The sequence below is a fragment of the Vibrio albus genome, assembly GCF_003144035.1.
In the GTDB taxonomy this organism is placed as follows: Bacteria; Pseudomonadota; Gammaproteobacteria; order Enterobacterales; family Vibrionaceae; genus Vibrio; species Vibrio albus.
Window position 1 is genome coordinate 94,575 of sequence record NZ_QFWT01000010.1, and the last position, 23,625, is coordinate 118,199.

Genomic DNA, 23,625 nt, shown 5'->3' on the forward strand with positions numbered 1-23,625 from the left:
CACACCTAACGGTATTCATGGCTGAACTCCGCATCATAAAGTTTTGAATAATGGTATTCGTCACCCAGGAAGCGTCCTACCAGGATAAGCGCCGTTTTATAGATACCTGCATCTTCAACCTGCTGAGCGATGTCTTCCAGCGTTCCTTTAAGGATCTGACAGTCCGGCCAGGTTGCTTTATACACAACAGAGACTGGCGTATCTAACGGGTAACCACCGGCTACCAGTCTCTCTGCTACCTCGGAAATGCCCTGAACGGACAAAAAGATGGCCATCGATGTCTGATGCTGAGCGAAACGCTCCAGAGATTCCAGTTCAGGCGTCGGGGTACGCCCGGCCATACGGGTGATAATCAGACTCTGGGACACTTCCGGTACGGTATACTCGGCCCCCAATTCAGCGGCAGCCCCCAAAAATGACGACACACCGGCGACACAGCGAAAACCAATACCCCGTTTTGCCAGCTCTTCTCCCTGCTCGCGGACAGATCCGTACAGAGCGAGATCGCCTGTCTGCAACCTGACCACCAGTTTATTGCTTCGTACCCCTTCTTCCATCAGTGAAAGAATCTGCTCTAAGTTCAGATAGGCGCTATCATGACACTCAGCCCCGGCCTTACAGTAATTCAGCAGATCATGGTTGATCAGAGAGCCGGCATAAATCACGACGTCTGCCTGCTTGAGCAGGTTATAGCCTTTCAGTGTGATCAGTTCAGGGTCACCCGGACCCGCTCCGACAAAATAGACTTTTGTTTTATCAATACCTTCCATCGGTTAATTCCCCTTAATGCACGAAACAATAAATGTCGGATTGTTTGGCTTAAAATAGTAACTGTTTCCCAGCGACGTCATGGACGAAGCCAGTATCTGGACACAGTCCAGTTGTTCAACCGGACAGCTTTTCAGGCAAGTCAGAGCCTGGTTCAGGTTGTCATGCAGAATAAAGGTCATTACCAACCGTCCTCCTACAACCATCTTCTCTAATGCCCATTGGATAATCTCTTCCAGATTGCCGCCGGTGCCACCGATGAAAACGGCATCCAGCTCCCCCTCTAACTCACAAGGGGCCTCGTCGCGGATCAGCTTTATCTGCTGACACTTTAACTGCTGCATATTTTCCAGCATGATGTCGACAGCCTCAGCTTTTCTTTCAACTGCCGTAACCTCTAACTGCGGAACGCGAAGTGCCACTTCAATAGCAACACTGCCGGTACCAGCGCCAATATCGACAAACCGTCGGGCTTCTTTCAGCTCAAGCCTGTCCAGCACCACGGCACGCACTTCTTGTTTCGTCATAGGGACTTTATCGGTACGCAGAAATTCACTGTCTTTCATTAAGTATCACCACTACGTTCATGTCGTAATCCTGCTGAACCTGCTCTGGTTTCAAGACGGAAATACGTTGCTCTTCATACCCCAGGTTTTCGCCGACAATAAAGGTACAAGCCGGGTTATGTTTCAGCGCTTCCTGAGCCAGCTGATAAGGGCCAATCACTTTATCGGTAACCAGTGCCACTTTGCGGTGAGCAAATAAAAAACCGAAGTCCGGCTGTTTGCCGTGGCTGCTGGTGATATAAAGATCGTTCATATCCAACCCGACCTCAGAAAACAGCATCTGTACCGCGCTGATCCCCGGCACACAGCGTCTTTCATCGGGTTTAAAATGTTCGCAAATACGCTTACCGATTCCGAAAAGCATCGGATCGCCTGACGCCAGAACGACAACATCCCGGGGTAAGTATCCAGACAGCAGTTCCATTGTGGCTTCCATACTTCCCGACAGCTCTACCCGTTCCCCTGAAAAATCAGGGTATAAGCTGAGTAATCGAGGCCAGCCAACCAGAACTTCCGCTTTATCGATCAGTCGTTGCGCTGCCAGTGTCTGTAAATTAGGGTCTCCCGGACCTGTTCCGACTACGTAAATCATCGGAAATCCCTCATAATGTCTTCAATCGGACGACTGGCACCAAGCACTGAATTGTCATAAGAAAACAGGACAGCGTCACACTCAAAATGGTGCCTGGCATACTTCAGCATTCCGCTGACACGGGAGATAATCTGACCGGCAATATTTTGATACACCTGCTGATATCCGCTCTGGTCAATTAATTCCATTGCTTCTTCTGTCGTCAGGCATTGGTACACCTGATGAAGTAATTTATGGGGGGCATTCAGCAGAGCCAGATGAGTGATCAGAGTTTCCAGACGTGCGTCAGCAATATGCGAATGGGTATGAAACACCCCGGAAGCCACTTTGATCAGCTTGCCGATGTGGCCTGCCAGCAATACCCGCTGAAAACCAAGACGGTTCGCCTCCTGCAACATGTAACCAACAAAGTTACTCATGGTGACCACAATATCCTGCTCAATATGCAGTTGCTGTCGGACAAAGCGTTCACCATGGTTTCCGGGCACCAGAACCACCTGTTCATGCCCCTGCGCTCTTTTCTGTTCCAGCTCTATCGCAAGCGAGCGTTTCCAGCTTTCCTCAGACATCGGCGTTACGATGCCGGTTGTTCCGATAATAGAGATCCCACCTTCAATCCCCAGACGGGCGTTATAAGTACGCTGAGCCCGCTCACACCCTTCAGGGGCAAAGATTTCTACAACAGCGCCTTTGTTTGGGCCGATCGCTTCACGCACTTCCTGTTCAATGGTGTGCCGGGGCGTTTTATTGATTGCCGCAACGCCGACGGGAAGCCCGACACCTTTACGGGTTACAGTACCGACCCCTTCACCACCGATTATCTCTATAGCAGGGCCATCTGTTACCGTAACTCTGGCAAAGATCAGCATACCGTGCGTGGCATCCACATCGTCTCCGCCATCTTTACGCACGGCAGCGACGGCCTCAGTAGCGTTTAACGAAGCGTTTTCAATGCTCAGGTTAAGTGCGACACCTGACGGGGTCACAATGGAGGTCTGGTGGATCAGTTGCTGACGCATCACCATTAATGCCGCTACTTTTGCTGCTGCCGTGGCACACGACCCGGTCGTATAGCCTTTACGATAAGCTTTACCCCGGTGCCAGACATAGTCCTGTTCAGCCGCCTGATTCATAGCGTTTCTCGCGTGTAGTAATCTCGCATATGGTAGAGCACAGCATTGACGATAGCCGCCGCCACATTACTGCCGCCCTTACGCCCTAACGCTGTAATATAGGGAAAATCACTCTCGTACAGTGCCTGTTTGGACTCAGCGGCACCAACAAACCCGACAGGAACCCCAATAGTCACGGGGCGCTCTTCGCCGCAACGTTCCATCAGGCGGAAAAGCGCGGTGGGAGCGTTACCAAAAACAAACACTTTCTTGCCGGTCTGATCTAACGCTTTATCTACCGCTGCCATCGAGCGCGTTATAGACTGAGATTTCGCTTCCTCAGCGACCTGAGGATCGGCGATATAGCACCGGATATCACAGCCAAACTGCTTCAGTAATGACTTATTAATACCGGAAAGTGCCATCGTCGTATCAGTGTAAAAAGTGCATCCTTCGCTGATCATTGTTTGCAGCTGCTCCAGTACCGCCGGAGAAAACTTCAAAATATTCAACCAGTCAAAATCAGCGGTGGTATGAACCGCCCGCGTGATCACTTTTTTCTCAAGCGGATTCTGAAAACGGTAATCCGGGTGCTCATCCGCGATAATTTGATCGATAATTTCGAAGCTTGTCGACTCGATACGTTGTGGTTGTTGTATAAAATTCATTTTTCTTCCCTACAGAGTGACAACGTAACCCAGCACAAAGATAACCAGGGCACAAGTTGACGAGACATACATTAAACGAGTGGAGAAACAGATATCCTGTGGTTCAATTTCCCTGATAGCATCACCGATCCAAGGCTTTTCAACCCTTTCCCCGAAATACTGATTCGGGCCCCCTAACCGGATACCCAAAGCCCCGGCTATGGAGGCTTCTGACCAGGCACTATTTGGACTTTTATGCTGGTAACGGTCACGCCAGCCAATAATTAACGCTGACCGACTATTTTTGCCTGATAACAAGGCTGCTAAAGCAAACAGCGGTAATGACAGCCTTGCCGGGATATAGTTGGCAAGATCATCCAATTTTGCCGATACATACCCAACCTCCCGGTAGCGTTCATTGTTGTAACCCACCATGGAGTCGAGAGTATTCACGGCCTTATAAGCCATAGCCAGTGGCACCCCTCCCAAAAAGAGATACAGAAGCGGCGCAATCACCCCATCCACGGTATTCTCGGCCACCGTTTCAACCGTCGCCCGGGTGATCTGTTGTTCATCCAGTTCACTGGTATCGCGCCCGACGATATAAGAAAGCTGCTTCCTCGCTTCACTGATATCGCCAGCCCGTAAAGGAGCTAACACAGCATCCGCACAATCCTTCAGACAACGAGTTGCCAGAACAGTCGTCGCCAGCCAAAGCTGTACAGCCATGCCCAGCGCCCAGTGAATATGAAAAGCTGAGGTGATCGCCGCCCAGGTAATCACCCAGGTCATCCCCACAATAACCAGCCACAATACGCCTCCGGAAACATAGAGCGAGAAGCGGCTATTGCACCACCGACGGATCTGTTTCTCGCCCCGGCTGATAACCGAACCAATCCAGCGAATGGGATGTGGCCAGTCCGGTGGATCGCCGATCAACAGGTCCAGGGAAAATGCCGCAATATAGGTCAGCAGTGACATCATTGGCGTGCCCTCCTGAACCACTGCTTCAGAATCTCCGGAGACTGGGCAAAGTGAACATGCAGGTACATTGCCAGCGTATTACCGACCTGATATCCCCCCTGCCATTCTTTGACAATTTCACCTTCCCGCTGCTTATTCAGGGTAAACACCGGTGGCAAATCAGTAATAAAATCAGAGTAGTGGAATTCATGACCGCGTAACACACCACCCATTTTGCACAGCAGAGTATCCTGCTCAGCCCTAGCAGTGCTGTAACCAAACCGCTGCAGTTTTGACGTCATTCTGCTTTCCCCCTCAAGTATCCCCACCATGGGGTATAACTCTCCGTTAAGGTCAGAAAGCATCGAGCCTAAATACATCAGTCCTCCGCACTCAGCATAGATTGCAACACCGTTCTGATGTGCCTGAAGGATGGATGATTTCATTGAGGTATTATTGGAAAGTTCTTTGGCGTACAGCTCTGGATAGCCACCGCCTAAGTACACCATGTCACACACAGGAAGCTCTCTATCCTTCAGCGGACTGAAGTAGCAGACTCGAGCGCCACTCATTGTCAGAAGGTCCAGATTAGCCTGGTAGTAAAAATTAAATGCGTTATCCATGGCAACGGCCACCGTTAGCCCCTCGCCGGGCAAAGAAGCAAAGGCATCGAATTTTCCGGTGTATTCAGGGGGCGGCATTTGTGCCAGTTTAATCAGCGCATCCAGATCAATGTTCTTTTCTATAGCATCAGCCAGTGTATCCCAGTGACTATCGAGCAGTTCCGAGTCCTGCACGGTCATCAGCCCCAGATGTCGTGACGGTAGTTCAACGGCAGGTAGCCGGGGTAAACGTCCTAATACCGGAATGTGACAGTACTGCTCGACGGCATGCTTAAGCAGCTGATAGTGATGGTCTGAATTAACATGATTAAAGATAACACCCGCGATATTGATGTCAGACGCAAACTGCTGAAATCCCATCACAATAGCGGCAGCAGAGGTGGATATCGCTTTGCCGTCAACAACAAGCACCACAGGACATTTAAGCGTTCTGGCAACGCCTGCACTGCTGCAGTAATAAGGATCCGTTCCATAACCATCATAGAACCCCATCACACCTTCAATCACTGCAATATCAGTCTGTTGAGTTTGCTGGTGAAACAGATCGCGCAGATGGTCTTCATCCAGCATGAATGGATCTAAATTATGTGACGAGACTTGAGAAACCCGGGTATGCCAGGCCGTATCAATATAATCCGGCCCGACTTTAAACGGTTGTACCTGAAGAGCACGGCGGGTTAAGGCCCGAAGTAAGCCTAACGTTATCGTTGTTTTACCGCTGCCGCTGTTTGTCCCCGCAATTAAAATCGCTTGCATAGTCCACTTATACACAGGTTAAGTCGGACGGGGAGCGAATAGAAAGCAGCCACCCCTGAATTGATACAGAGGCGGCTCCCCTCACTCACTTCCCACCGAAGGAGTATTGAGATCATTCTGACTCGTCTTCTGGCTTAGCCTCATCCTTCCTGATCCCTTCCCGTATACAACAGTGGATTGATCAAGTCGTCAGCATTACAGCAGCGGGGGCTGCGGAGGATTTTCACCTCACTTCCGATATCCTTAACAGGATATAACGTCAAAATGACAAATGTTGTCTTAGCTAGAAAGCTGTCCTAAAACCGTTTACTGGTTTGACTATAAACTTTCTATTAATCAATTCTGGCTTATTTACTGGTGATATTCTGCCTGTTTTATTCTTTGAATAGTAAAAATTGCCATTCATTATAGGGAAGCCTTATTAATCATCAAGTTAATGTATGATATGACTTTTTGGATATTGTAAATTCTTGTTCTTGATCAAATGCCGCTTTGTTCACTCAGACAAATAAAACAATATATCAGCAATACATTTACAACGACTTTTCAAGAGCTTATCGAGTCCGTAGAATTAGCCGTCTTACAGCGAGGCAGAGTACAGCATTAATGGCAAAGAGCGGACAGCACGGAGGCAACGTCCTTCAGATGGCGGAGAAACACGGTCTTCACCCGGATCAGGTAATCGATTTTAGCGCCAATATTAACCCGGCCGGTATGCCTGACAAGTTACGGCAACAAATTATCGATAATCTATCCTGTCTTGAGCAGTATCCGGATATTGAATACACACAGCTGCATGAGGCTATCGCAAGACATCACGACTGTTCAGCAAATACCGTGTTAGCCGGGAACGGCGCGACAGAGCTTATTTTCCTCTGGGCGCATTATGTTCAGCCAAAAAAAGCGCTGCTTGTTGAACCCGGATTTGCCGAGTACCGACGGGCCCTGCTTCGCACAGAGTGCACAATAGCCGACTTTATTCTTCGGGAAGAAGAGGGTTTTCAGATTACAGAACGCCTGTTATCCGCACTGACACCCGATCTCGACTGTCTGTTTCTGTGCACACCCAACAATCCAACCGGTCTGATACCGGATCAGCACCTGCTGTCAGAAATCATCGAGCGGTGTCATCACCTGAATATCCGGTTATTTATTGACGAATCGTTTCTGGATTTTACGCCAGAGTATCAAAGCGCCACACGCTATCTTAAGCAATACCCGAATCTGTATATTTTGCGTTCGCTGACCAAATTTTATGCCCTTCCCGGTTTGCGTTTAGGTTATTTGTTGTCTTCAGATGAGCAACTGCTAGAGACGATTCGGGAACAGCGGGAACCCTGGACCATCAACGCACTGGCGGCATTGGCAGGCGAAACTCTCTTTGATGATACCCAATACCATCAGACCACCTATGCATGGCTTAACAGTGAGCAGGATTATCTTTTCACAGCCCTAAGCCGGTTCTCCTCATTAAAGTGCTTTGCACCGACAGCAAACTATCTGTTTTTCAAACATCTCAGAAAAAATTCTGATTTACAATTCCAACTGATGCAGCAAGGCATCCTTATACGCAGCTGTGCCAACTATACCGGCCTGGATAAGCGTTTTTATCGGGTTGCGATTAAATCGCGAGAAGATAACCAAAAGCTTGTTCGTACTCTGGAACAGGTACTGCGTCATGACTGAAGCAACGTGCCCGGCCTCGTGCGGAGAACTGATTCAGGGTTGGATAGCAGGAAGCGAAAAACTGGTCTCGTGTCCGATTAACTGGTTCAGTACGGTCGCGGTCACATCCGGTAATGCCAACGCCAGCCGGGAACGCCCTCTGATGCGGAGGGCTTTAATTCTGGCACTGGAAACTCTGGGCATCCCCGCGACAGAATCCCTGCACCTGAAAATAGACTACGACTCAGATATTCCCGTCGCAAAAGGAATGGCAAGCAGTACCGCAGATATTGCCGCCACCATTGCAGCAACTTACCGGCACTTTAAATCAAGTATATCCGAGCATAAGATCGCCCGAATGTGCGTCCAGCTGGAACCCAGTGACAGTACGATGTTCGGAGACCTCACTCTGTTTGATCATCACACAGGTGCCGTTACCGAGCGGTATGGGGAGTTCGGAGACCTCGATATTCTGGTTCTGGAAAGCCCGGTGACGATCGATACTTCGGCTTATCATGAAATAGTGCGGGAACATAAACTCATTCAGTCTGCCGATGCTCTGTCGAAAGCGGCTCAGCAACTGGCCCTGGCAATTAAAAGACGCCAGAATACCACGTTAGGCATTGCAGCTACCGCAAGCGCAATTGAAAGTCAGGCTATTCTGCCCAAGCCTTATTTCACAGAGTTATTAGAATTAGTAGAAAAGTACGACTTGTACGGGCTTAATGTCGCCCATAGCGGAAGTGCGGTTGGTCTGTTCTACCATACTGCGGTACATGATATCGAGCGGGTTATCTACGATATTACACACTCGCCAGTACATGACGCTTATACTCAGGCCCACCAGCGACAATTAATTGCCGGAGGTATCCGTTAACGAAGTAGCAATCGAACAGACGCTAAAATATGGCTTCCCCTGATAGCGGTTGATTTGGATATGACTGATACTTTGATTACCGATAGCCAGTGCGGTATACCAGCGAGGGTTCTTCCAATCGAGTCCTAATACATGGGCGAGGATATAACGGATCGGGCCACCGTGTGCAATTATCACGGTATCCTGCTGACACTCTTCAACTAACTGCTCCCAGGCCTCAATAACCCTTCGATACCCCTCTTCCAGCGGCTCGGCCTCCGGCAGGGTGGTCTCTCCGGGTGCAGACCAGAACGCCTCCAGCGTTGCCCATTCATCATTAAGCTCATCAAACGGAATACCGTCAAGTTGTCCGAAACTCTGTTCCCGCAACCGGTTATCATACCGGATATCAAGAGAAGGGTTATATTCAGCCAATAATTCAGCCACTCGTTTACAGCGGATCAACGGAGAAGTATAAACCGCCTGGAAATCATAATTGTTCAGCAATGCCTGTGCGATACTCTTCTGTACGGATTCTTTCACACCAACATCGGTATGTCCGTTGAGAGCGGGCTTCCCAAGCGTTTTCCCATGCCTGAGCAAATACAGGTTTATCATCCTTCACCCTTCAGAACCATAGGCAAACCAGCCGCAACCATGACCACACGATCAGCCACGGCGGCAACCGCCTGATTCATCCACCCGGCATGGTCAACATAAAACCGAGACAGTGCGTTCATCGGAATAATACCCAGCCCCACTTCTGTTGACACGCACAACACCTTACATTCAACCTCGCGTAGTGTCTCTGCCAGCTCCTCTATCTGAGCCCGGAGAAAGGCACTGTCGACCGTATCGCCCTTATAGTGAATCACATTATTCAGCCACACGCTCAAACAATCTACAAACACAATGTCATGAGGAGAAAACTGCCTCAGAGCCTCGGTGAGTTTAAGCGGATGCTCATGATTAACCCACTGCCCGTCTCTTCGTTCCTGATGGAGCCGGATCCGTTCCTTCATGCCGTCATCAAAAGGCTCTCCTGTTGCGACATAATGTAAACGGGTATCTGGTTCAGTGAGACGTCGCTTATGATAGAGTTCAATAGCCTGCTGTTCTGCATACCCTGACTTACCACTGCGTGCCCCACCCAAATACAACTGAACCGTCATCGCCTATATCCTATTATTATCCAAGCACAGTAACGTACAATAACATTAAAGGGATAACAGCAGCGGATACCCCATAACTTGCTATCCAGCCGGTGTTCGCGACATCGTTATCCAGATCGTAAAGCACTGAAGGCAATGTCGACATAAACGCCGTAGGCATAACAGCCAGAATCAGACATACAGAAGAAACCAGTCGATCATCCACCTGCCATAATCCAAATACCGTCAGAAGCACAATAACAACCGTGACTGCAGCGATATTTCGCCCCAAAGCAGTCGCGATAGCCAAATTGCGCCAGATTTTTCCCCCTTTCAGGTTGAACGTCAGCCCCACGGAAAAAACCAGCAGAAAAGTGCCTAGTGGGATCATCCAGTAAGTAAAAGAGTACAGAAACTGAGGACGTTCGATCCCGGCCAGATTCAGAAGCAGACCAGAAGAAACTGCGGTTAAAGCAATTAAAAAAATCGGATCTTTCCAGACTCGTTTGTTTTGGGTTGCTCTCATTTCAGCGTCTTGAGATTTGGACTTAGCGTAAGGGAAAATCCCGCCAAAATAGATCAACTCCTCAAATAATTTAAACAGCGCCAGTACCGCCACGCCATCTTCCCCGAGGATGCTGAACACAATTAAGTTTCCCAGTGCCCCTAAATTGTACATAGAGGCAACCGGCACTATCGCCGCCGCTTGTTTGTCCGTGAGGGATAGTTTTGCTGATACGATTTTTCCGACTAAAGCACCGGACAAGATAACCGAAGCACCGATTACAGGCAGGTAAAACAGCTCCATTCGCATTTGTTCAAGCTGCCAGAGAGAGATAAACACGCTAAACGGAATAAGCGACATTAAAGCAATTTTTGTGGCGGCCAGGCTTAATTTAGAAGCGAATTGATTAAAGTAACGCTGAAAGAAAAGCCCAAGGATAAAACCGGTAATGATGATCCCGAAGGTAAAAAGAAACGCTTGATTCATACCGCTATGCTCTGATTCGCCTATTGAATCTGCTACGTTATCTCAATATCCATCTAAGATCACAGCTTTTTTGTTGTTTGTTAACGGTTTTTTCGCTAAAGAGTAATACCTTAATTCGTATCAATCTGTTGATGTTATTGCCGAAGACAAAAAAGGCCACAATACTTTGTCATTAACAAACCTGACGGTATAAATGACAAACATTGTGGCCTGATAGAAAACGATTACGCTTCCTGAACGGTCAGTTCCTCGTCTGCGTTTCCGCTGTCGGATACCGCTACTTGCTCAGCGCCATGCATCCAGAGCACTAATTTATTAGAAAACAGCAGAAGAATGATACCTGACACGGTTGCGGTTATCGCAATACCACTGAAAATAGCCATTGGTCCATACTCGCCGACATGTGCACCAATCAGACCGGCGACATAGTTAGCAACAGCATTAAAGCCAAACCATACTCCCATCATCAGAGACGCCAGTCTTAGCGGTGCCAGTTTGGTTACCATAGACAATCCAATTGGAGACAAGCACAGTTCACCAACTGTATGGAAGAAAAATGCACCAACCAGCCAGAGCATTGAGGTTTTGACTGTCATATCTCCACCCTGCTCCAGAACGGCACCGACCATAAATACAAAGCCAATGGCCAGGAAGAATAGTCCCATTGCGAATTTCACCGGGGAGTTCGGTTCTTTACTGGCTAGTTTTACCCAGATAGCGGCAATAATCGGCGCACAAGTAATAATAAAGAATGGATTCAGTGACTGGAACCACGCTGTAGGAACTTCAAAACCACCCAACATCCGGTCTGTATATTGCTGGGTATACAGGTTCATCAGTCCGCCAGCTTGCTCGAACCCGGCCCAGAAGATGATCACAAACAACCCCATAATCATAATCACTTTCAGACGGTCGACTTCTTCTTTGGTCAAAGGCTTCGATTTATCATTTGCCTGACTTCCCTTATCGGTTACCGCAGCAGGCACCCGTCCAATATCTCCCAGCCAGCGTTGCGCCAGAGTCATTTGCATCACCAGACTGATCAGCATTCCGATTCCTGCTACAGCAAACCCAGCTTTCCAGCCATATTCACTGGTTACCGATCCGGCAATAATACCGGCAAGCAAAGCACCAATATTGATCCCCATATAGAAAATCGTAAACGCTCCGTCACGGCGATGGTCACCCTCTTCATACAGATCGCCAACCATGGTTGAGATATTTGGCTTGAACAAGCCATTACCTGCTATCAGGAAGCCCAGACCCAAAACAAACGCATGCATAGCACTTATACTTAAATATTGATGAGGCATTGCTAAGGTAAACTGTCCAATAGCCATTAGGGCACCACCAATCAAAATTGATCTGCGCTGTCCTAAATAGTTATCAGCCAGCCAGCCACCAACTAAAGGAGTGATATAAACCAAACCGGTATAAATACCATAAAGATCCAATGCGTCTTTCTGAGTCCAGCCAAGTCCCCCATTTAAGGTGGTATCTGTCAGATAGAGAACTAATATTGCTCTCATAGCATAGTAGGAAAAACGTTCCCACAGTTCTGTTCCGAAAAGAAGAAAGAGGCCACGTGGATGACCAAATATCTGTTGTTTGTTTGCCATAATTCTTAATAAGTTACGAATAAAGGTATTATATTCTACACAATTAAATCATTACAGTAACTTGATCTACATTAACCACTTTATTGGATATAATTACCTATGAATAATTATATCCACAGAGGTTTGTAAGGAAAGATAAAGGGAAATAGCATAACACAATAAATATCAATCACTTATAACAACCCCTCACTTCTCATAGAAATTCATACACACACGCCAATCAGAATAATAACCACTTTTTATTCAAAATTTTTTAGTTAATTAATCTGATTAACTACAATTTTCTCAGCATATACAACTAGCCCACAACCAATTTTGTATGATTTTCACCCAACTTTTTTGAGTTTTACGATTCATCATAGAACACGCCGAACAATAAGAGCCTTACCTCGTCATGCTCAGACTTTTTCCAAATCGAGTACGGAATACTTAAGTGTGTCCTAAGATAAAAGTGATCAGGCGATAGCCTGACTCTTGGAAAGAAGGGAAATTGATATGGAAAAATACCTGGATAAATTCGTTAAAGCTCAGGAAGAAACTTATAGCAATGCCTTAATAGAGATAAAAAATGGGCACAAAATAGGACACTGGATGTGGTTTATTTTTCCTCAAATAAAAGGGCTGGGAAACAGTCCGACCAGTATTTACTATGCTATTCAAAATCTGGATGAAGCCAGAGCGTACTTGGATCATCCCCTCCTCGGCCAGAGATTGATTCAATGTACAAAAACCTTACTCTCTCTGAAAACCCTCACTGCAGAAGAGATTTTCGGATATCCTGATGTCCTTAAACTGTGCTCTTCACTCACCCTTTTTGAACAAGCCGCAGGGGAAAGCAGCCTATTTTCTGAGGCAATAGATAAATTTTATAACGGACAGAGAGACCCGCTAACACTTAAGATACTTGATAATAAAAAGTGTTAGAGAATTATTGCCCCTGTACACAATGAAAACTGACCGGCCTCTATTGCGTTTCGCCATTCCACTCCTTATATTAATCAAATTGCTTAAATCGGTAACACAGGATGTTATGAAACCGCTATTAATTGTGAACGTTGGCTCGGCTCCGGAAAAGCAGTTGAGTAAGTTTGGTGATTTCGAATTATGGGCTAAGCTGGCAATTGGTGAAACCTCTCTGGATGTCGCCTTTCACGACGGGATCCATACTCCTATTCCTGACAATGAAATGCTTGCTGGTGTCGTTATTATGGGGTCACTCTCTATGGTCACCGAAGAAGCCGACTGGATGAAAAGACTTGCCAGCGAAATCCGTCAGCTCTGCAAGAACAACATTCCTGTACTGGGTATTTGTTTTGGTCACCAGCTTCTTGCTTATGCTTTTGGTGGACAAGCCGGATTTAACCCAAATGGTCTGGAAGTTGGTACCGTAGAAATTACCCGCAACAAGGAAAGCGAAAATGACCCGATATTTTCTACTTTACCAAAGCAGTTCCTCGCTCAGACCATACATTTTCAATCTGTACTAACGCTACCAGAAAACGCAGTTTGCCTGGCGGAAAGTGTCCTGGATAATCACCACTCATTTCGCATTGGTAGTTGTGTATGGGGCGTACAGTTTCACCCGGAATTTTCTGCCGAGATTATGGAGGAGATGCTGAACAATGTAGCAGAGACCTTGGGCCAAGACCGCCTTACCGAGAAAAAGCAACAGATCAGGGCGACAGATAACGCCCGACAAATACTGGTGCAGTTTGCTCGTCTGTGTGCGGACAGACTAAACGGGTGAGGCCATAACTTCGCTATCGCCCTCCCGAAATATTATTATCTGCCACATTAAATCGGCAACTTAAATAAACTTATTTGTAGAATGCCTCTACTTCACCTTTTAGCGTAATGAGCATTGGATTACCGTAACGGTCTTTTGCTCTGGGTGAAGGGATTTTTACCCAGCCTTCACTAATACAATATTCTTCAACGTCTGTACGTTCTTTACCATTGAGACGAATACCGATGGGATGTTCAAAACACTCTTCTACAAAGTACGGGCTACGAGAGTTACCCGATAAGTGATCTGGCAGGGTTGGTTTGGAGTTAGTGTCGCTCATGTTTATGACCTGAAATAAAAATATGGTGCACTATTCTAGACAATACAGAGCTATGCCTCAATAGAGCGCTCACCACCGAGAAAATTTAGTACAATGCTACTCAAATCGACGCAGCTCCTATCCTGCCCGAGTCCGACGTTTATCTCATCAGGTCAAGTCGGAATTACACATCTAAATGACTAATCATCAAATTCGTCCTCAGAATATGGCTTATTATGTGCGATACCTTTATGGCACTCGATACAGGTTTTATTTTCTAGCATGGCTTCCTCCATTTGTTCACGCGACCTTTGTCGCTGGTTTGGGAAATCCATTGCATGATAATCATGGCAATTTCTACATTCACGAGAGTCGTTTTCTATCATTTCACCCCAAACTCGTTCAGCCATCTCTAAACGGTGCTCTTCAAATTTTTCTGGCGTATCTATCGTTCCTATTAATGTATGGTAGAGTTCCTTTGAAGCTTTAACCTTACGCCAAACCTTAGCAAAAAACTCTTTAGGTACATGACAGTCTGAGCAGGTTGCACGAACTCCTGATGGATTTTTATAGTGAATTGATTCTAGATATTCCTGATAGACCGTCTGTTCCATCTCGTGACATGAAACACAAAACTCTAGTGTGCTTGTTTTTTCCAACACACTATGAAAGCTTCCAAGTAGCAATATACCAAAAACAATACCGCTAATTAAAATTATGCCCCAAACAAACCTACTGGCTTGCCAAAACGATTTCGACATACGTTTAATCCCTGCTTTGCTTTCACTTCATGATAAAGACCCTGAAATATGATTCAGGGTCTATTTACCTTACATTAGGAGAATTACTTCTGGGGTAATGTCATCATATAAGAAAGAATATCAGTTGAAACGTCGATTGGCAGAGCCCTCATGGCCGGCATGGACTCTTTAGGTTGACCATTTAATATCTTGAACAGACCTTCCCAAGGATTGCTGCTGACTATTTTGCCCAATGGCGCAGCTAAGTCTCTAGGAAGCTTTCCATCTTTACCATGGCATCCAGCACAGATGGTGTTGTAGTATGCCTCTCCTTTAGCAACATCGCCATTTACCGATTTGTCTGGGTTAATAATGCTGCTCATATCCACCTGACCTTTGCTTACAAACAAGGCCAGATCATGGTAATCCTGCTCGTTCATCATACCCTCCATACCGTGGGTATCATCTTTCATTACAGTAATAATTTCTTCTAACGGAGCTCCTGCCACTCCTTGCAATCCTTTTATTCCTGTCTTATATGAACCTTTTGAGTAAGCTCCATCCTTGCCACGTAAATCCCATCCATGACAAGATTTACAGCGCCATGTAACATCACCTTTTTTTTTCGTATTAGATGCAGGCCAGGCTTTATGTGTATCAGCAGGCTTTGGAGCATCAATTACTTTGAACCATTTGTCATAAAGTTGTCCACCACGGGCAATTACAGATGCTTCTTCAGCTTGAACTATAGTTGACATTGATGCAGAAAATATAATGACAGTTGCAATCCTTGTTAGTAGCTTCTTCATAATCTTTTCTCTTAGGTGGCTTCAATTATCGATATTCCCTACTAACTATAGGTGAATAATTTGTTTCCATCCTTCCGACCTTAATTGGGGCGCATGAAAGTGCGATTGAGCGATTATTTTTTGATGTAGACAAAAAGCACTTCGCTTGTGAAGCTATTGAGCGAGGCTTCTGTTGCCTCAAGAGTCCAGAGTCTGTGACTTCAGCTATCTTTTAAAAAAGGCCGCAACGAAATCAAGCATAGTTAACGATCATGGCGCTGAGCCCGCTGGTTTATGCCGGCCTAGAGCACTAAATCCGTGTGCAGCAGTATTCGAACTCTCGCCTGGGTGTCAAAGCAGATAATCCTGACTCGTCGTTGGACAGAATCCACTTAGAGTATTTACTTAATTTAGCAAACCACGAATTACTTCATGTAGGGAAAACTCGATACTCGTGGCGAACTTGGATAAGCCATTACGTAATTGGTTATTTCATGGTTCATGTATACTTTTCCCCTTACAACGTTAAAAGATCTTCAGCGATGTGCAGTGCAGAAATATTACGATTATGTATATTTTCGTTACCACAGTCGCATTCATATTCATGATATTCCCGTTCCCATAAACCACTCGACTTTCTACGATAGAACCAGCCTTGACTAAATCCAGCATTGGTCATTTCAATACCAGGATGCATAACGACTAAGGCGCAAACTTCAAAAAGTTCCGATGAGTGAGAAATTATACCAACCCCTTTTTGATAAATAGTGTTATCTCCCACATTAGGATGTTTAACAATTTCATCTATTTCAAATGCTAGGTAGTTATTCCCTTCAAGCTTTTTTTCGATTTTAGGAAAATTCAATGGTGTGTTTGTATCAGCACTTCCGAAAAGAATTAATTCTGATGCAGAAATAATTTCACCACCAGTCAGTAAACCATAGCGAGACTCTAATGAATCGAACATTTCACTTATCGTTTGACCTCGGTAAAAAGCAGTTGTAGGTGAGGCGATTTTTTCGAAACTGTTTTGATATTCTGGCAATTCAAGTGCTCGCTGAAAGACTGGAACCGAAAACTCTGGATCACGGAGCGACTTTATTTCTCGCCACGGCAACTCTAATAGTGCTTTCAAAATTGGATCTTTTGAAGCTGGCGGAAACAAAGAATCAGTGTTTGTTAAATCGTGTAAGCTTGCATAGTCCCGAAAGATGCTCCTACTCGCTGTAATATGAGCAACAAAACACTCCTTGGGTATCGGTTTCCCTAAAGTCGGTCCTAACAGCCATGCTTTTTGCGCATCTGTTCGGAGAAAAGTTCCACTAAGTGTTAATGTAGACAAATCTACAAGTCCTACTTCTTTTGCAATTGATTTATCAATTATATAAAGATGCCCGTCACCCTCTTCAAAATTATACTGCGCAAACTTCTTGCGCTCCCAGAGAAAGTTTTCACCACAATCTTCACACATATCGATGCCTAGTGACTCAGTGTACTTATGACTAGCAAACCATGCGCTCACGGCTGGGCTGGATGAGCAATCAATATAAAATGATCTCCATCCATAATGCTGTAAAAGTGCTTGTACATAACTAATATCCTTAACATGGTCACCAATAAGGGCCTCAAGAACTTTACTGGCATAACTCATCCATTTTACGGCTTCAGAAGGAACGCAAACTCTGCGGTCAAATGAGGCTATAATAGAAGGATGACTAGGCTCACCGTAATGTTCAAGCTGCCCCCTGAAAAGTACCTCCTCGCCATACGTGGCAATTAACTCTTGCAGCTCATGAAGCGTGTTTACTTTTAACTGTTTCACTTTGTCTCCATATACAAAATAATTGGACTTACCGTTTCTTAATCGAGCTACAACTTCATATCAAACTAAGTACATAATCATCCACTAGAAAAAGTTAGTCAATTTATGACAAAAGAAATTTGTCCTAAATCTTTGGTTGGCAAGCTTTGGTGCAAAGATATGGAGTCAATAGTCTTCTGTATGTTGGTTTATAAATCAACTATCTTGAACAAAGATGTTAATTTTTCTTTATCTTTTCTCTTTAGAGTCGGAACTGATATAAACAATCCATCCTTTGCTCGACTTACAGCTACGTAATAAACCCTATGTTCTTCATTGTTTTCTAGATCTGGATTTATTAAAAAATCAAGGCTCTTTTCATCTGGTAAGTGGACTAACACATTATCAAAATCATCGCCTTTAGTTTTATGTATGGTTTTTATATCCCCCATCTCTCCGCTAGTACATAATTGATTTATAATATCTTTGTACAAGATACGTTCATATACAGGTTTTTGCTTTCCTCTATCAGTGAGTTTTGAAATAGAGCTGTGTATATTTTCCTTAATAAAAACAAAAAATTCGTAAATATTTTTTTCTTCAAATTCACTTCGATTCGCCGTAAGTGTAAAAAGACTATCTAACGCTTTTTTCCTTTTTATATCTTCATCTAAAATTTCACGGAAATTTTTTTCAATTTCGGCGACTGCATCTTTAAACCTAAAGTTATTAGCGAAAAATAACGCCGTAATACAGTTTATTATTTTATTTTTACGTTCTGTATTTGAGTCAATATTTCTAATCTCATCTATCGGATTTACATCTGATACTCCGCCATTAAAAATTCTATTTAAATTGTATACTGAAATATTATTTCTTGATATTATTTGAATTTCGCCGCCACCAAGATTTCCCTTTAAATACTCATAAGCGCCGTAAATAGGTCCAACTAGTAACTGTGGCAATGCCCCATTTTCTAGCCTATATGGGGTTTGCTCAATATCTTCTCTTATATGATTTAAAACATCAATAATTGAACTTGTACTACGTCTGTTTTGAGAAATAGTGTATTGGGTTGTTCTAGGTGAAATAAAGTTATCAAAATCGTTTGGTGTAGCACCTTGAAAACCATAAATTGACTGTGCTTTATCTCCAATAACGCCAACTATAACACCTATTTCTTTAATTCTACTTATTATTTTAGACTGAATAGGGTTTGTGTCTTGAAATTCGTCGATGAATATATAGGGAAATTTAGATTTTATTACAGTTATAATAAATGGATTTTCTTCTATTAGTTTATAGCTAAAGTAAAGTATATCATCATGGTGTAATACCCCTTTTCTCCAGAAAATCTTTTTGTATGTAATTAAGTCTTCTGATAAAGCATCTATGATTTTATTTGATATATACTTACGCTTCCCTGACTCACTATAATATGCTTCTTTGCTTTTGCACTTTAGTTCAAGGTTTGATTCCTGATCCATCGACCAATAAATTGTTCTTATCCAATTACTTAAGGCACCTTGATTGTTCTTTAGTTTTTGAAGCTGATTTATTGTATAAGGGTGTTTAAACTTAGCCTTACTTTTATGATTACTTAACCAATCATTGATTCTTTTAAGGCTAACGTAATGATCATCATGGCCATCTATTTTTTCGAAGCTAAGTTCATACTCAGATGGCAAGAAGGATGCGTAGGGCTTAATTATGTGTCTGTATAGGAAGCTATGAAGCGTACTTACTTCCGTATGTTGTGATGAGTTACCTAATCTACTATTGATTGTGTCAGCGGCAATGTTTGTATAAGTAATACATGCAACTTTACCAAATTTACCTAAACGAGTTGAATTGGATACTACATTACTAATATGACTTATTAACCAATGAGTTTTTCCAGCTCCTGGACCTGCTGAAATCCTAAATTCATCATCAATGGCTTTAATGACTGATTCAGATGTTATCGTATTTATGCACATAGAAAGTCAATCCCATCCTTAATATATTGAGGTACTACAAATTCTTGGTATTCATCCGTACCTATTTTCTCAAGGTTTCTTTCTAATACGTCAGATAGTAATAGTGCATTTTCACCTTTACCCACGGAGTTCAAGTATCTGGATGCTAATATAGCTTTCTTTTTACTATCTTCATCCCATGAACAGTGCTGAATGGACTCGATGATTCGATTGTTTTCTGCATGTGGTTTTTTCTCAGTTCCCTTATTCAATAGCTCAATGAACTCTTCAACTGGTAGTTCGTCAATTGAGTCCATTAATTTTTCCAATTCTTTTTTATTACTAATGGAATCAGTTAACAGAAGTTTAAGTTTTGGGTTTTCTAAAACAATCTCATATTCAAAGGTTTTACTCTTCTCTCCTTGGCTAAAGTATCTAATGTTTTTATGACTTTTATATTTATCAATCAATTGTGATGAGTTGTTAGAATAATCATAAGTTTCGTTATCGGTTCCTAACTCAAAGGGATAACACTTCTCATAATTACCGCTTTCTACTTTTCTTACAGGATCTCTATCAGTTAGACATACAACCTTTTTAGGAATAGCATTTTCATCATTTGTATCGAAAATTTTCAAGAAATGCTCGAAGTATCGACCACCAACATTAATTACGGAAATATGGTTGTCTTCTAAGCATTTGGAAAGATCTGGCTGTGTTTTTTTGACTTCATTGTCATAATATTTTGCAAAGGTCGATATTAGTAACTGTTCAGCAATCCCTTCAACAAAGATAACTTTTTGAGCAAACAGCATGTCGGATTTAGTTGCATCTAAGAATCGCTGAACATACCTTTTACTATCATTATTCCCTAATGCTTTTGAAGGGTAGGAAACTGTATATTCTTCATCATCTGAATACAGATTGATTATATTGTCCAATTTACATGATGACGTTATGTGTGTTGAGTGAGTCGTGATAAAAACTTGTCTAGCTTTATTATTATTGTCACTTAAGAACTTCAATAGTTTGTGTTGCATAGATGGATGAAGGTGTGACTCTGGTTCTTCGATTGCTAACATTGGGAATATCTTAGCGTTACTTCCCATATAGCTACCATCAGAATTAACTTGCATTTTTGCCAAGAGAAGAGACATGTATATTAAGTTATTGTAGCCTAAACCATTATGAGTCGCGGGTAACGTTATTCCCGTTTTCTTTTTTATTATAAGTTGCAAAGCAAACAGCATATCTTTTTCAGAAACACTACCATCAAAGTCGGGATACGAATCATTAAAATCCGCACCAGTTTTATTAGCATAGCCTAGTATTTCACCCTTTCCCTCTGACATTCTTTCATGCAGTTGCGCTAGTACGTTTTCAGAGGATGCCTTAAACAGACCTTCTCTAGTCCTGATTTCTTGTACTTTTTTTTCTATTTCATCTGGTTCAAGAGTATTGATATTTTTCTTAAGGTCATAGTCTATAAAAAACTGAAATACATCTTTTAGTAAGTTATTTTTTCCGCTGAGCATGTCTCTTTCAACGTCTCTAATTGCATCCAAGAACTGAAAATCAAACTTACTGATGGTTTCGCTACTAACAGGATCTTTATTTTCAACTTTACCAGCCCAAATTTTATACTTATATTTTCTTAAAAACTTAGATTCAATGATCTTCCATATATCTTCTTTTGAAGTAGTATCTTTTACCTTATCTAGCTCTTGTAAATAGTTGGTTTGTTCTTTTTCTGGCAAAAATAGCTCGTAGGTCAGTTTAGCTTCATAATCCTCCTCAAGCTTAGTCAGGCAGCTAGCAATCGTAGCTAAATCATCTGGAGTGTGGTCACTCCCTTTTTTAAAGGTAACAGCTATCGAGACCTTTGGTGCCGCAATCTTTAACTCGTCCAAAGGGATATTTTTGTTAAAATCATCAATAGATAGACTCTTTGAAGATGAGTTATCCAGTACAACAGCTAATGCACGTAAAAGGTTTGTTTTACCTGCATTGTTATGTCCAACGATAACGTTAATATCATTTTTAAACTGTACGTTTTGACTTCTGAAGCTTCTGTAATTTGAGATATCGATACTAGAAATGTACACGTTTTAACCACCCATGCGAAATTACACATATTTTAGAGCAATGAATGTTACCTACAAATCAATAATTCATTGCCTTTATGAGAAACTTATAGCATAACATCTTCAACGATACTAACTGGGTGAAATGGATTAGAAATTTGACCACATAGTTAAAGTTCTGGGCATAAAGAAAACTAATTCAAATTACGAGGGTTGAAATCAGGTTCAATCACGCTCTAGCTCACTTTGGGGCAGAATCGTGTTTGCGATAAGTAATCACAGATAAGCAATTGACGTCATAGTAGTTATTCACATTTGCCAATGATTTCGTGACCATACGAATTATCGATTGAACACAACCAAACTCCCTCTGAGCTTTTGGTAAAAACATAAGTCGCTTTTCGAATTACTTCTGGGTAATTAGGAGCTGACACAACTGTATTTGCCAAAACTAACGCTGTATCTCCGGTTTCAAGAACTTCTAAACCTTGTTGTTTTACTTGCAACCCATTCTTGAAATACACAGAGATCGCTTCAAAAGCCTCACGAATAGCAGCTTTACCCTCTGCATTTTTGCCAGGTTCAATAACTAAAATTGCGTCATCGGCATAGATATCAAGAAGTGTATCGAAATCTTCGGCAACGATTGCATTATCGGCTTTTTTTATTTGTTCAACTATCGGGTGAGTCATGATTCCTCCTAAGTGCATAATGTAACGGTTGCATACGATATTTATCGAAATATCATAATCAACCATTAAAAAATGTAGGTCAATGACTGCTTAAGGAAAGATGTCTCACTTCTTACTCTGACTGATTTGGGGCAAAGGTGTGTTTGCCATGATCGGCGCTAGCACACCTCTGATAACAACATACTATCAACTTAACCACGGCGCTTTTTGGCATTGATCTTTTAATAGAGATAAAAAGCCAGTGACTCGCGCTGACCTCTCATGCGCAGCAGAACTCACGAGGGCAACAATATCGGCATTTGGAAGCTCATAATTTGGCAATAATCGCACTAATTTACCACTATCAATCTGTGATTGAATATCCCATTCAGATCGCATGATAATCCCTAAGTCTCTTAAGGCCCAGTCTTTAATCACTCTGCCCTCATTACTTGCAAGTGAAGGACGAATTCGAACATTTTCTATGGATCCTGAGACTGTATGAGTAAAGCTCCACAACGTGACATCTTCATTATTTTCTCTCAACGCAATACATTGATGCTTCTTAAGATCTTGCGGAGTTTCAGGCTGTCCATAACGTGATAAATACTCGGGCGAAGCGCAAACAAAGCGCTTGTTTGGGGCTAAACTCACCATCTTAAGGCTGGAATCCGTCAGGTGACCAATGTAGATGATAATGTCCCATTTATGATGGTTGGCCCAGTTTGGCTTATCTGATAACTCTAGCTCCACCTCTAGGCGAGGATGAGCTTTTTTATACTCACCTAATAAAGGGGCTATCACATCGTTGCCAAAGCCAAGGGGCGCCAATACTCTTAGACAACCACTGACATCCCCTCTGCTTTCATTGAGTTTATCGGTGAGCTCGTCCAAATCTTCAAGGATCGAAATACCAGTATCAACTAAAACGCGCCCTTCTTCTGTTAAGCTAACCACGCGCGAAGGCCGTTGAAGTAACTTAAGCGATAGCTTCTTTTCGATATGTTGAATACGCTGAGTGACTGATGGTGGCGTTATATTGAGCGTACGAGCCGCATCTGCCAATGTTCTATGGTTAGAAACTACCACAAGAAATCGAATATCTTCTGTCGTTAACATTAACTTCCAACCTAATGTATAAGTAGATTTTTGTTAATATAATTCAACTTCTTCCTACTTCATAATCATTTCATCAATAGTTAACTTCACTTTGCAAGTTTAGGTAAATG

23 protein-coding genes and 1 riboswitch are annotated in these 23,625 nt (G+C 43.3%); of the genes, 4 read left to right on the forward strand and 19 right to left on the reverse strand.

Annotated elements, in window-relative coordinates; all coding sequences use genetic code 11:
• Positions 1 to 5 precede the first annotated feature (5 nt).
• Genes DI392_RS16380 through DI392_RS16410 form a run of 7 tightly spaced genes read right to left on the reverse strand, consistent with a single transcriptional unit; the run spans position 6 to position 6,027 of the window.
• Entirely contained in the window at positions 6 to 770 is a 765-nt protein-coding gene (locus tag DI392_RS16380) for a cobalt-precorrin-4 methyltransferase (protein ID WP_109320775.1), read from the reverse strand.
• A 3-nt stretch (positions 771 to 773) separates the two neighbouring features.
• Positions 774 to 1,334, reverse strand: a complete 561-nt coding sequence (locus DI392_RS16385) for a decarboxylating cobalt-precorrin-6B (C(15))-methyltransferase (RefSeq protein ID WP_109320776.1) — start codon at positions 1,332 to 1,334, stop codon at positions 774 to 776.
• Positions 1,321 to 1,926, reverse strand: a complete 606-nt coding sequence (cbiE, locus tag DI392_RS16390) for a precorrin-6y C5,15-methyltransferase (decarboxylating) subunit CbiE (protein WP_109320777.1) — start codon at positions 1,924 to 1,926, stop codon at positions 1,321 to 1,323. Before cbiE ends, DI392_RS16385 begins: the two co-directional genes overlap by 14 nt.
• Positions 1,923 to 3,059 (reverse strand): cobalt-precorrin-5B (C(1))-methyltransferase CbiD, encoded by a 1,137-nt coding sequence (gene cbiD / locus DI392_RS16395; RefSeq protein ID WP_109320778.1) that lies wholly within the window; start codon positions 3,057 to 3,059, stop codon positions 1,923 to 1,925. The genes cbiE and cbiD overlap by 4 nt, the downstream gene beginning before the upstream one ends.
• Positions 3,056 to 3,706: a cobalt-precorrin-8 methylmutase gene (locus tag DI392_RS16400; RefSeq protein ID WP_109320779.1), complete on the reverse strand. Its 651-nt coding sequence runs from the start codon at positions 3,704 to 3,706 to the stop codon at positions 3,056 to 3,058. The genes cbiD and DI392_RS16400 overlap by 4 nt, the downstream gene beginning before the upstream one ends.
• A 9-nt stretch (positions 3,707 to 3,715) precedes the next feature.
• Positions 3,716 to 4,669: an adenosylcobinamide-phosphate synthase CbiB gene (cbiB, locus tag DI392_RS16405; protein WP_219930916.1), complete on the reverse strand. Its 954-nt coding sequence runs from the start codon at positions 4,667 to 4,669 to the stop codon at positions 3,716 to 3,718.
• A complete protein-coding gene (locus tag DI392_RS16410) occupies positions 4,666 to 6,027 on the reverse strand; it encodes a cobyrinic acid a,c-diamide synthase CobB (protein WP_109320780.1) in 1,362 nt (453 codons plus the stop codon). Before DI392_RS16410 ends, cbiB begins: the two co-directional genes overlap by 4 nt.
• A 102-nt stretch (positions 6,028 to 6,129) precedes the next feature.
• Positions 6,130 to 6,306, reverse strand: a riboswitch (cobalamin riboswitch).
• Positions 6,307 to 6,633: 327 nt separating this feature from the next.
• On the opposite strand from DI392_RS16410, the gene cobD reads away from it, so the two are divergent.
• Positions 6,634 to 7,713, forward strand: a complete 1,080-nt coding sequence (gene cobD / locus DI392_RS16415; protein WP_109320781.1) for a threonine-phosphate decarboxylase CobD — start codon at positions 6,634 to 6,636, stop codon at positions 7,711 to 7,713.
• Positions 7,706 to 8,569: a GHMP family kinase ATP-binding protein gene (locus DI392_RS16420; protein WP_109320782.1), complete on the forward strand. Its 864-nt coding sequence runs from the start codon at positions 7,706 to 7,708 to the stop codon at positions 8,567 to 8,569. Before cobD ends, DI392_RS16420 begins: the two co-directional genes overlap by 8 nt.
• On the opposite strand, the gene DI392_RS16425 is transcribed toward DI392_RS16420, so the two are convergent.
• The 4 genes from DI392_RS16425 to DI392_RS16440 all read right to left on the reverse strand — a co-directional run bounded on the left by DI392_RS16425 (position 8,546) and on the right by DI392_RS16440 (position 12,309).
• A complete protein-coding gene (locus DI392_RS16425; protein ID WP_109320783.1) occupies positions 8,546 to 9,166 on the reverse strand; it encodes a histidine phosphatase family protein in 621 nt (206 codons plus the stop codon). The two genes, DI392_RS16420 and DI392_RS16425, sit on opposite strands and share 24 nt — an antisense overlap.
• Positions 9,163 to 9,720, reverse strand: coding sequence for a bifunctional adenosylcobinamide kinase/adenosylcobinamide-phosphate guanylyltransferase (gene cobU, locus DI392_RS16430; RefSeq protein WP_109320784.1), 558 nt, complete (start codon positions 9,718 to 9,720; stop codon positions 9,163 to 9,165). The genes DI392_RS16425 and cobU overlap by 4 nt, the downstream gene beginning before the upstream one ends.
• A gap of 16 nt (positions 9,721 to 9,736) precedes the next feature.
• A complete protein-coding gene (locus DI392_RS16435) occupies positions 9,737 to 10,690 on the reverse strand; it encodes an AEC family transporter (protein WP_109320785.1) in 954 nt (317 codons plus the stop codon).
• Positions 10,691 to 10,914: 224 nt separating this feature from the next.
• Positions 10,915 to 12,309: a peptide MFS transporter gene (locus tag DI392_RS16440; protein ID WP_109320786.1), complete on the reverse strand. Its 1,395-nt coding sequence runs from the start codon at positions 12,307 to 12,309 to the stop codon at positions 10,915 to 10,917.
• A 495-nt stretch (positions 12,310 to 12,804) separates the two neighbouring features.
• Here DI392_RS16440 and DI392_RS16445 point away from each other — a divergent pair, with 495 nt between their 5' ends.
• Both DI392_RS16445 and DI392_RS16450 read left to right on the forward strand, forming a co-directional pair.
• A complete protein-coding gene (locus DI392_RS16445) occupies positions 12,805 to 13,233 on the forward strand; it encodes a DUF1810 domain-containing protein (protein ID WP_109320787.1) in 429 nt (142 codons plus the stop codon).
• A gap of 106 nt (positions 13,234 to 13,339) precedes the next feature.
• Entirely contained in the window at positions 13,340 to 14,056 is a 717-nt protein-coding gene (locus tag DI392_RS16450) for a glutamine amidotransferase (protein ID WP_109320878.1), read from the forward strand.
• A gap of 70 nt (positions 14,057 to 14,126) precedes the next feature.
• Here DI392_RS16450 and DI392_RS16455 read toward each other — a convergent pair whose 3' ends face one another.
• The 8 genes from DI392_RS16455 to DI392_RS16490 form a co-directional block, all read right to left on the reverse strand.
• Positions 14,127 to 14,375 (reverse strand): DUF3297 family protein, encoded by a 249-nt coding sequence (locus DI392_RS16455; RefSeq protein ID WP_109320788.1) that lies wholly within the window; start codon positions 14,373 to 14,375, stop codon positions 14,127 to 14,129.
• 179 nt (positions 14,376 to 14,554) lie between these two features.
• Entirely contained in the window at positions 14,555 to 15,115 is a 561-nt protein-coding gene (locus DI392_RS16460; protein ID WP_109320789.1) for a NapC/NirT family cytochrome c, read from the reverse strand.
• Positions 15,116 to 15,198: 83 nt separating this feature from the next.
• Positions 15,199 to 15,903, reverse strand: coding sequence for a c-type cytochrome (locus DI392_RS16465; RefSeq protein ID WP_109320790.1), 705 nt, complete (start codon positions 15,901 to 15,903; stop codon positions 15,199 to 15,201).
• A 496-nt stretch (positions 15,904 to 16,399) separates the two neighbouring features.
• Positions 16,400 to 17,704, reverse strand: a complete 1,305-nt coding sequence (locus tag DI392_RS16470) for an FRG domain-containing protein (protein WP_109320791.1) — start codon at positions 17,702 to 17,704, stop codon at positions 16,400 to 16,402.
• 188 nt (positions 17,705 to 17,892) lie between these two features.
• Positions 17,893 to 19,662 (reverse strand): UvrD-helicase domain-containing protein, encoded by a 1,770-nt coding sequence (locus tag DI392_RS16475; RefSeq protein ID WP_109320792.1) that lies wholly within the window; start codon positions 19,660 to 19,662, stop codon positions 17,893 to 17,895.
• Complete coding sequence (locus DI392_RS16480) at positions 19,653 to 21,746, reverse strand: ATP-dependent nuclease (protein ID WP_109320793.1); 2,094 nt, start codon at positions 21,744 to 21,746, stop codon at positions 19,653 to 19,655. The genes DI392_RS16475 and DI392_RS16480 overlap by 10 nt, the downstream gene beginning before the upstream one ends.
• 284 nt (positions 21,747 to 22,030) lie before the next feature.
• Positions 22,031 to 22,417, reverse strand: coding sequence for a YybH family protein (locus tag DI392_RS16485; RefSeq protein WP_181388451.1), 387 nt, complete (start codon positions 22,415 to 22,417; stop codon positions 22,031 to 22,033).
• 186 nt (positions 22,418 to 22,603) lie between these two features.
• Complete coding sequence (locus DI392_RS16490) at positions 22,604 to 23,515, reverse strand: LysR family transcriptional regulator (RefSeq protein WP_017066873.1); 912 nt, start codon at positions 23,513 to 23,515, stop codon at positions 22,604 to 22,606.
• Positions 23,516 to 23,625 lie beyond the last annotated feature (110 nt).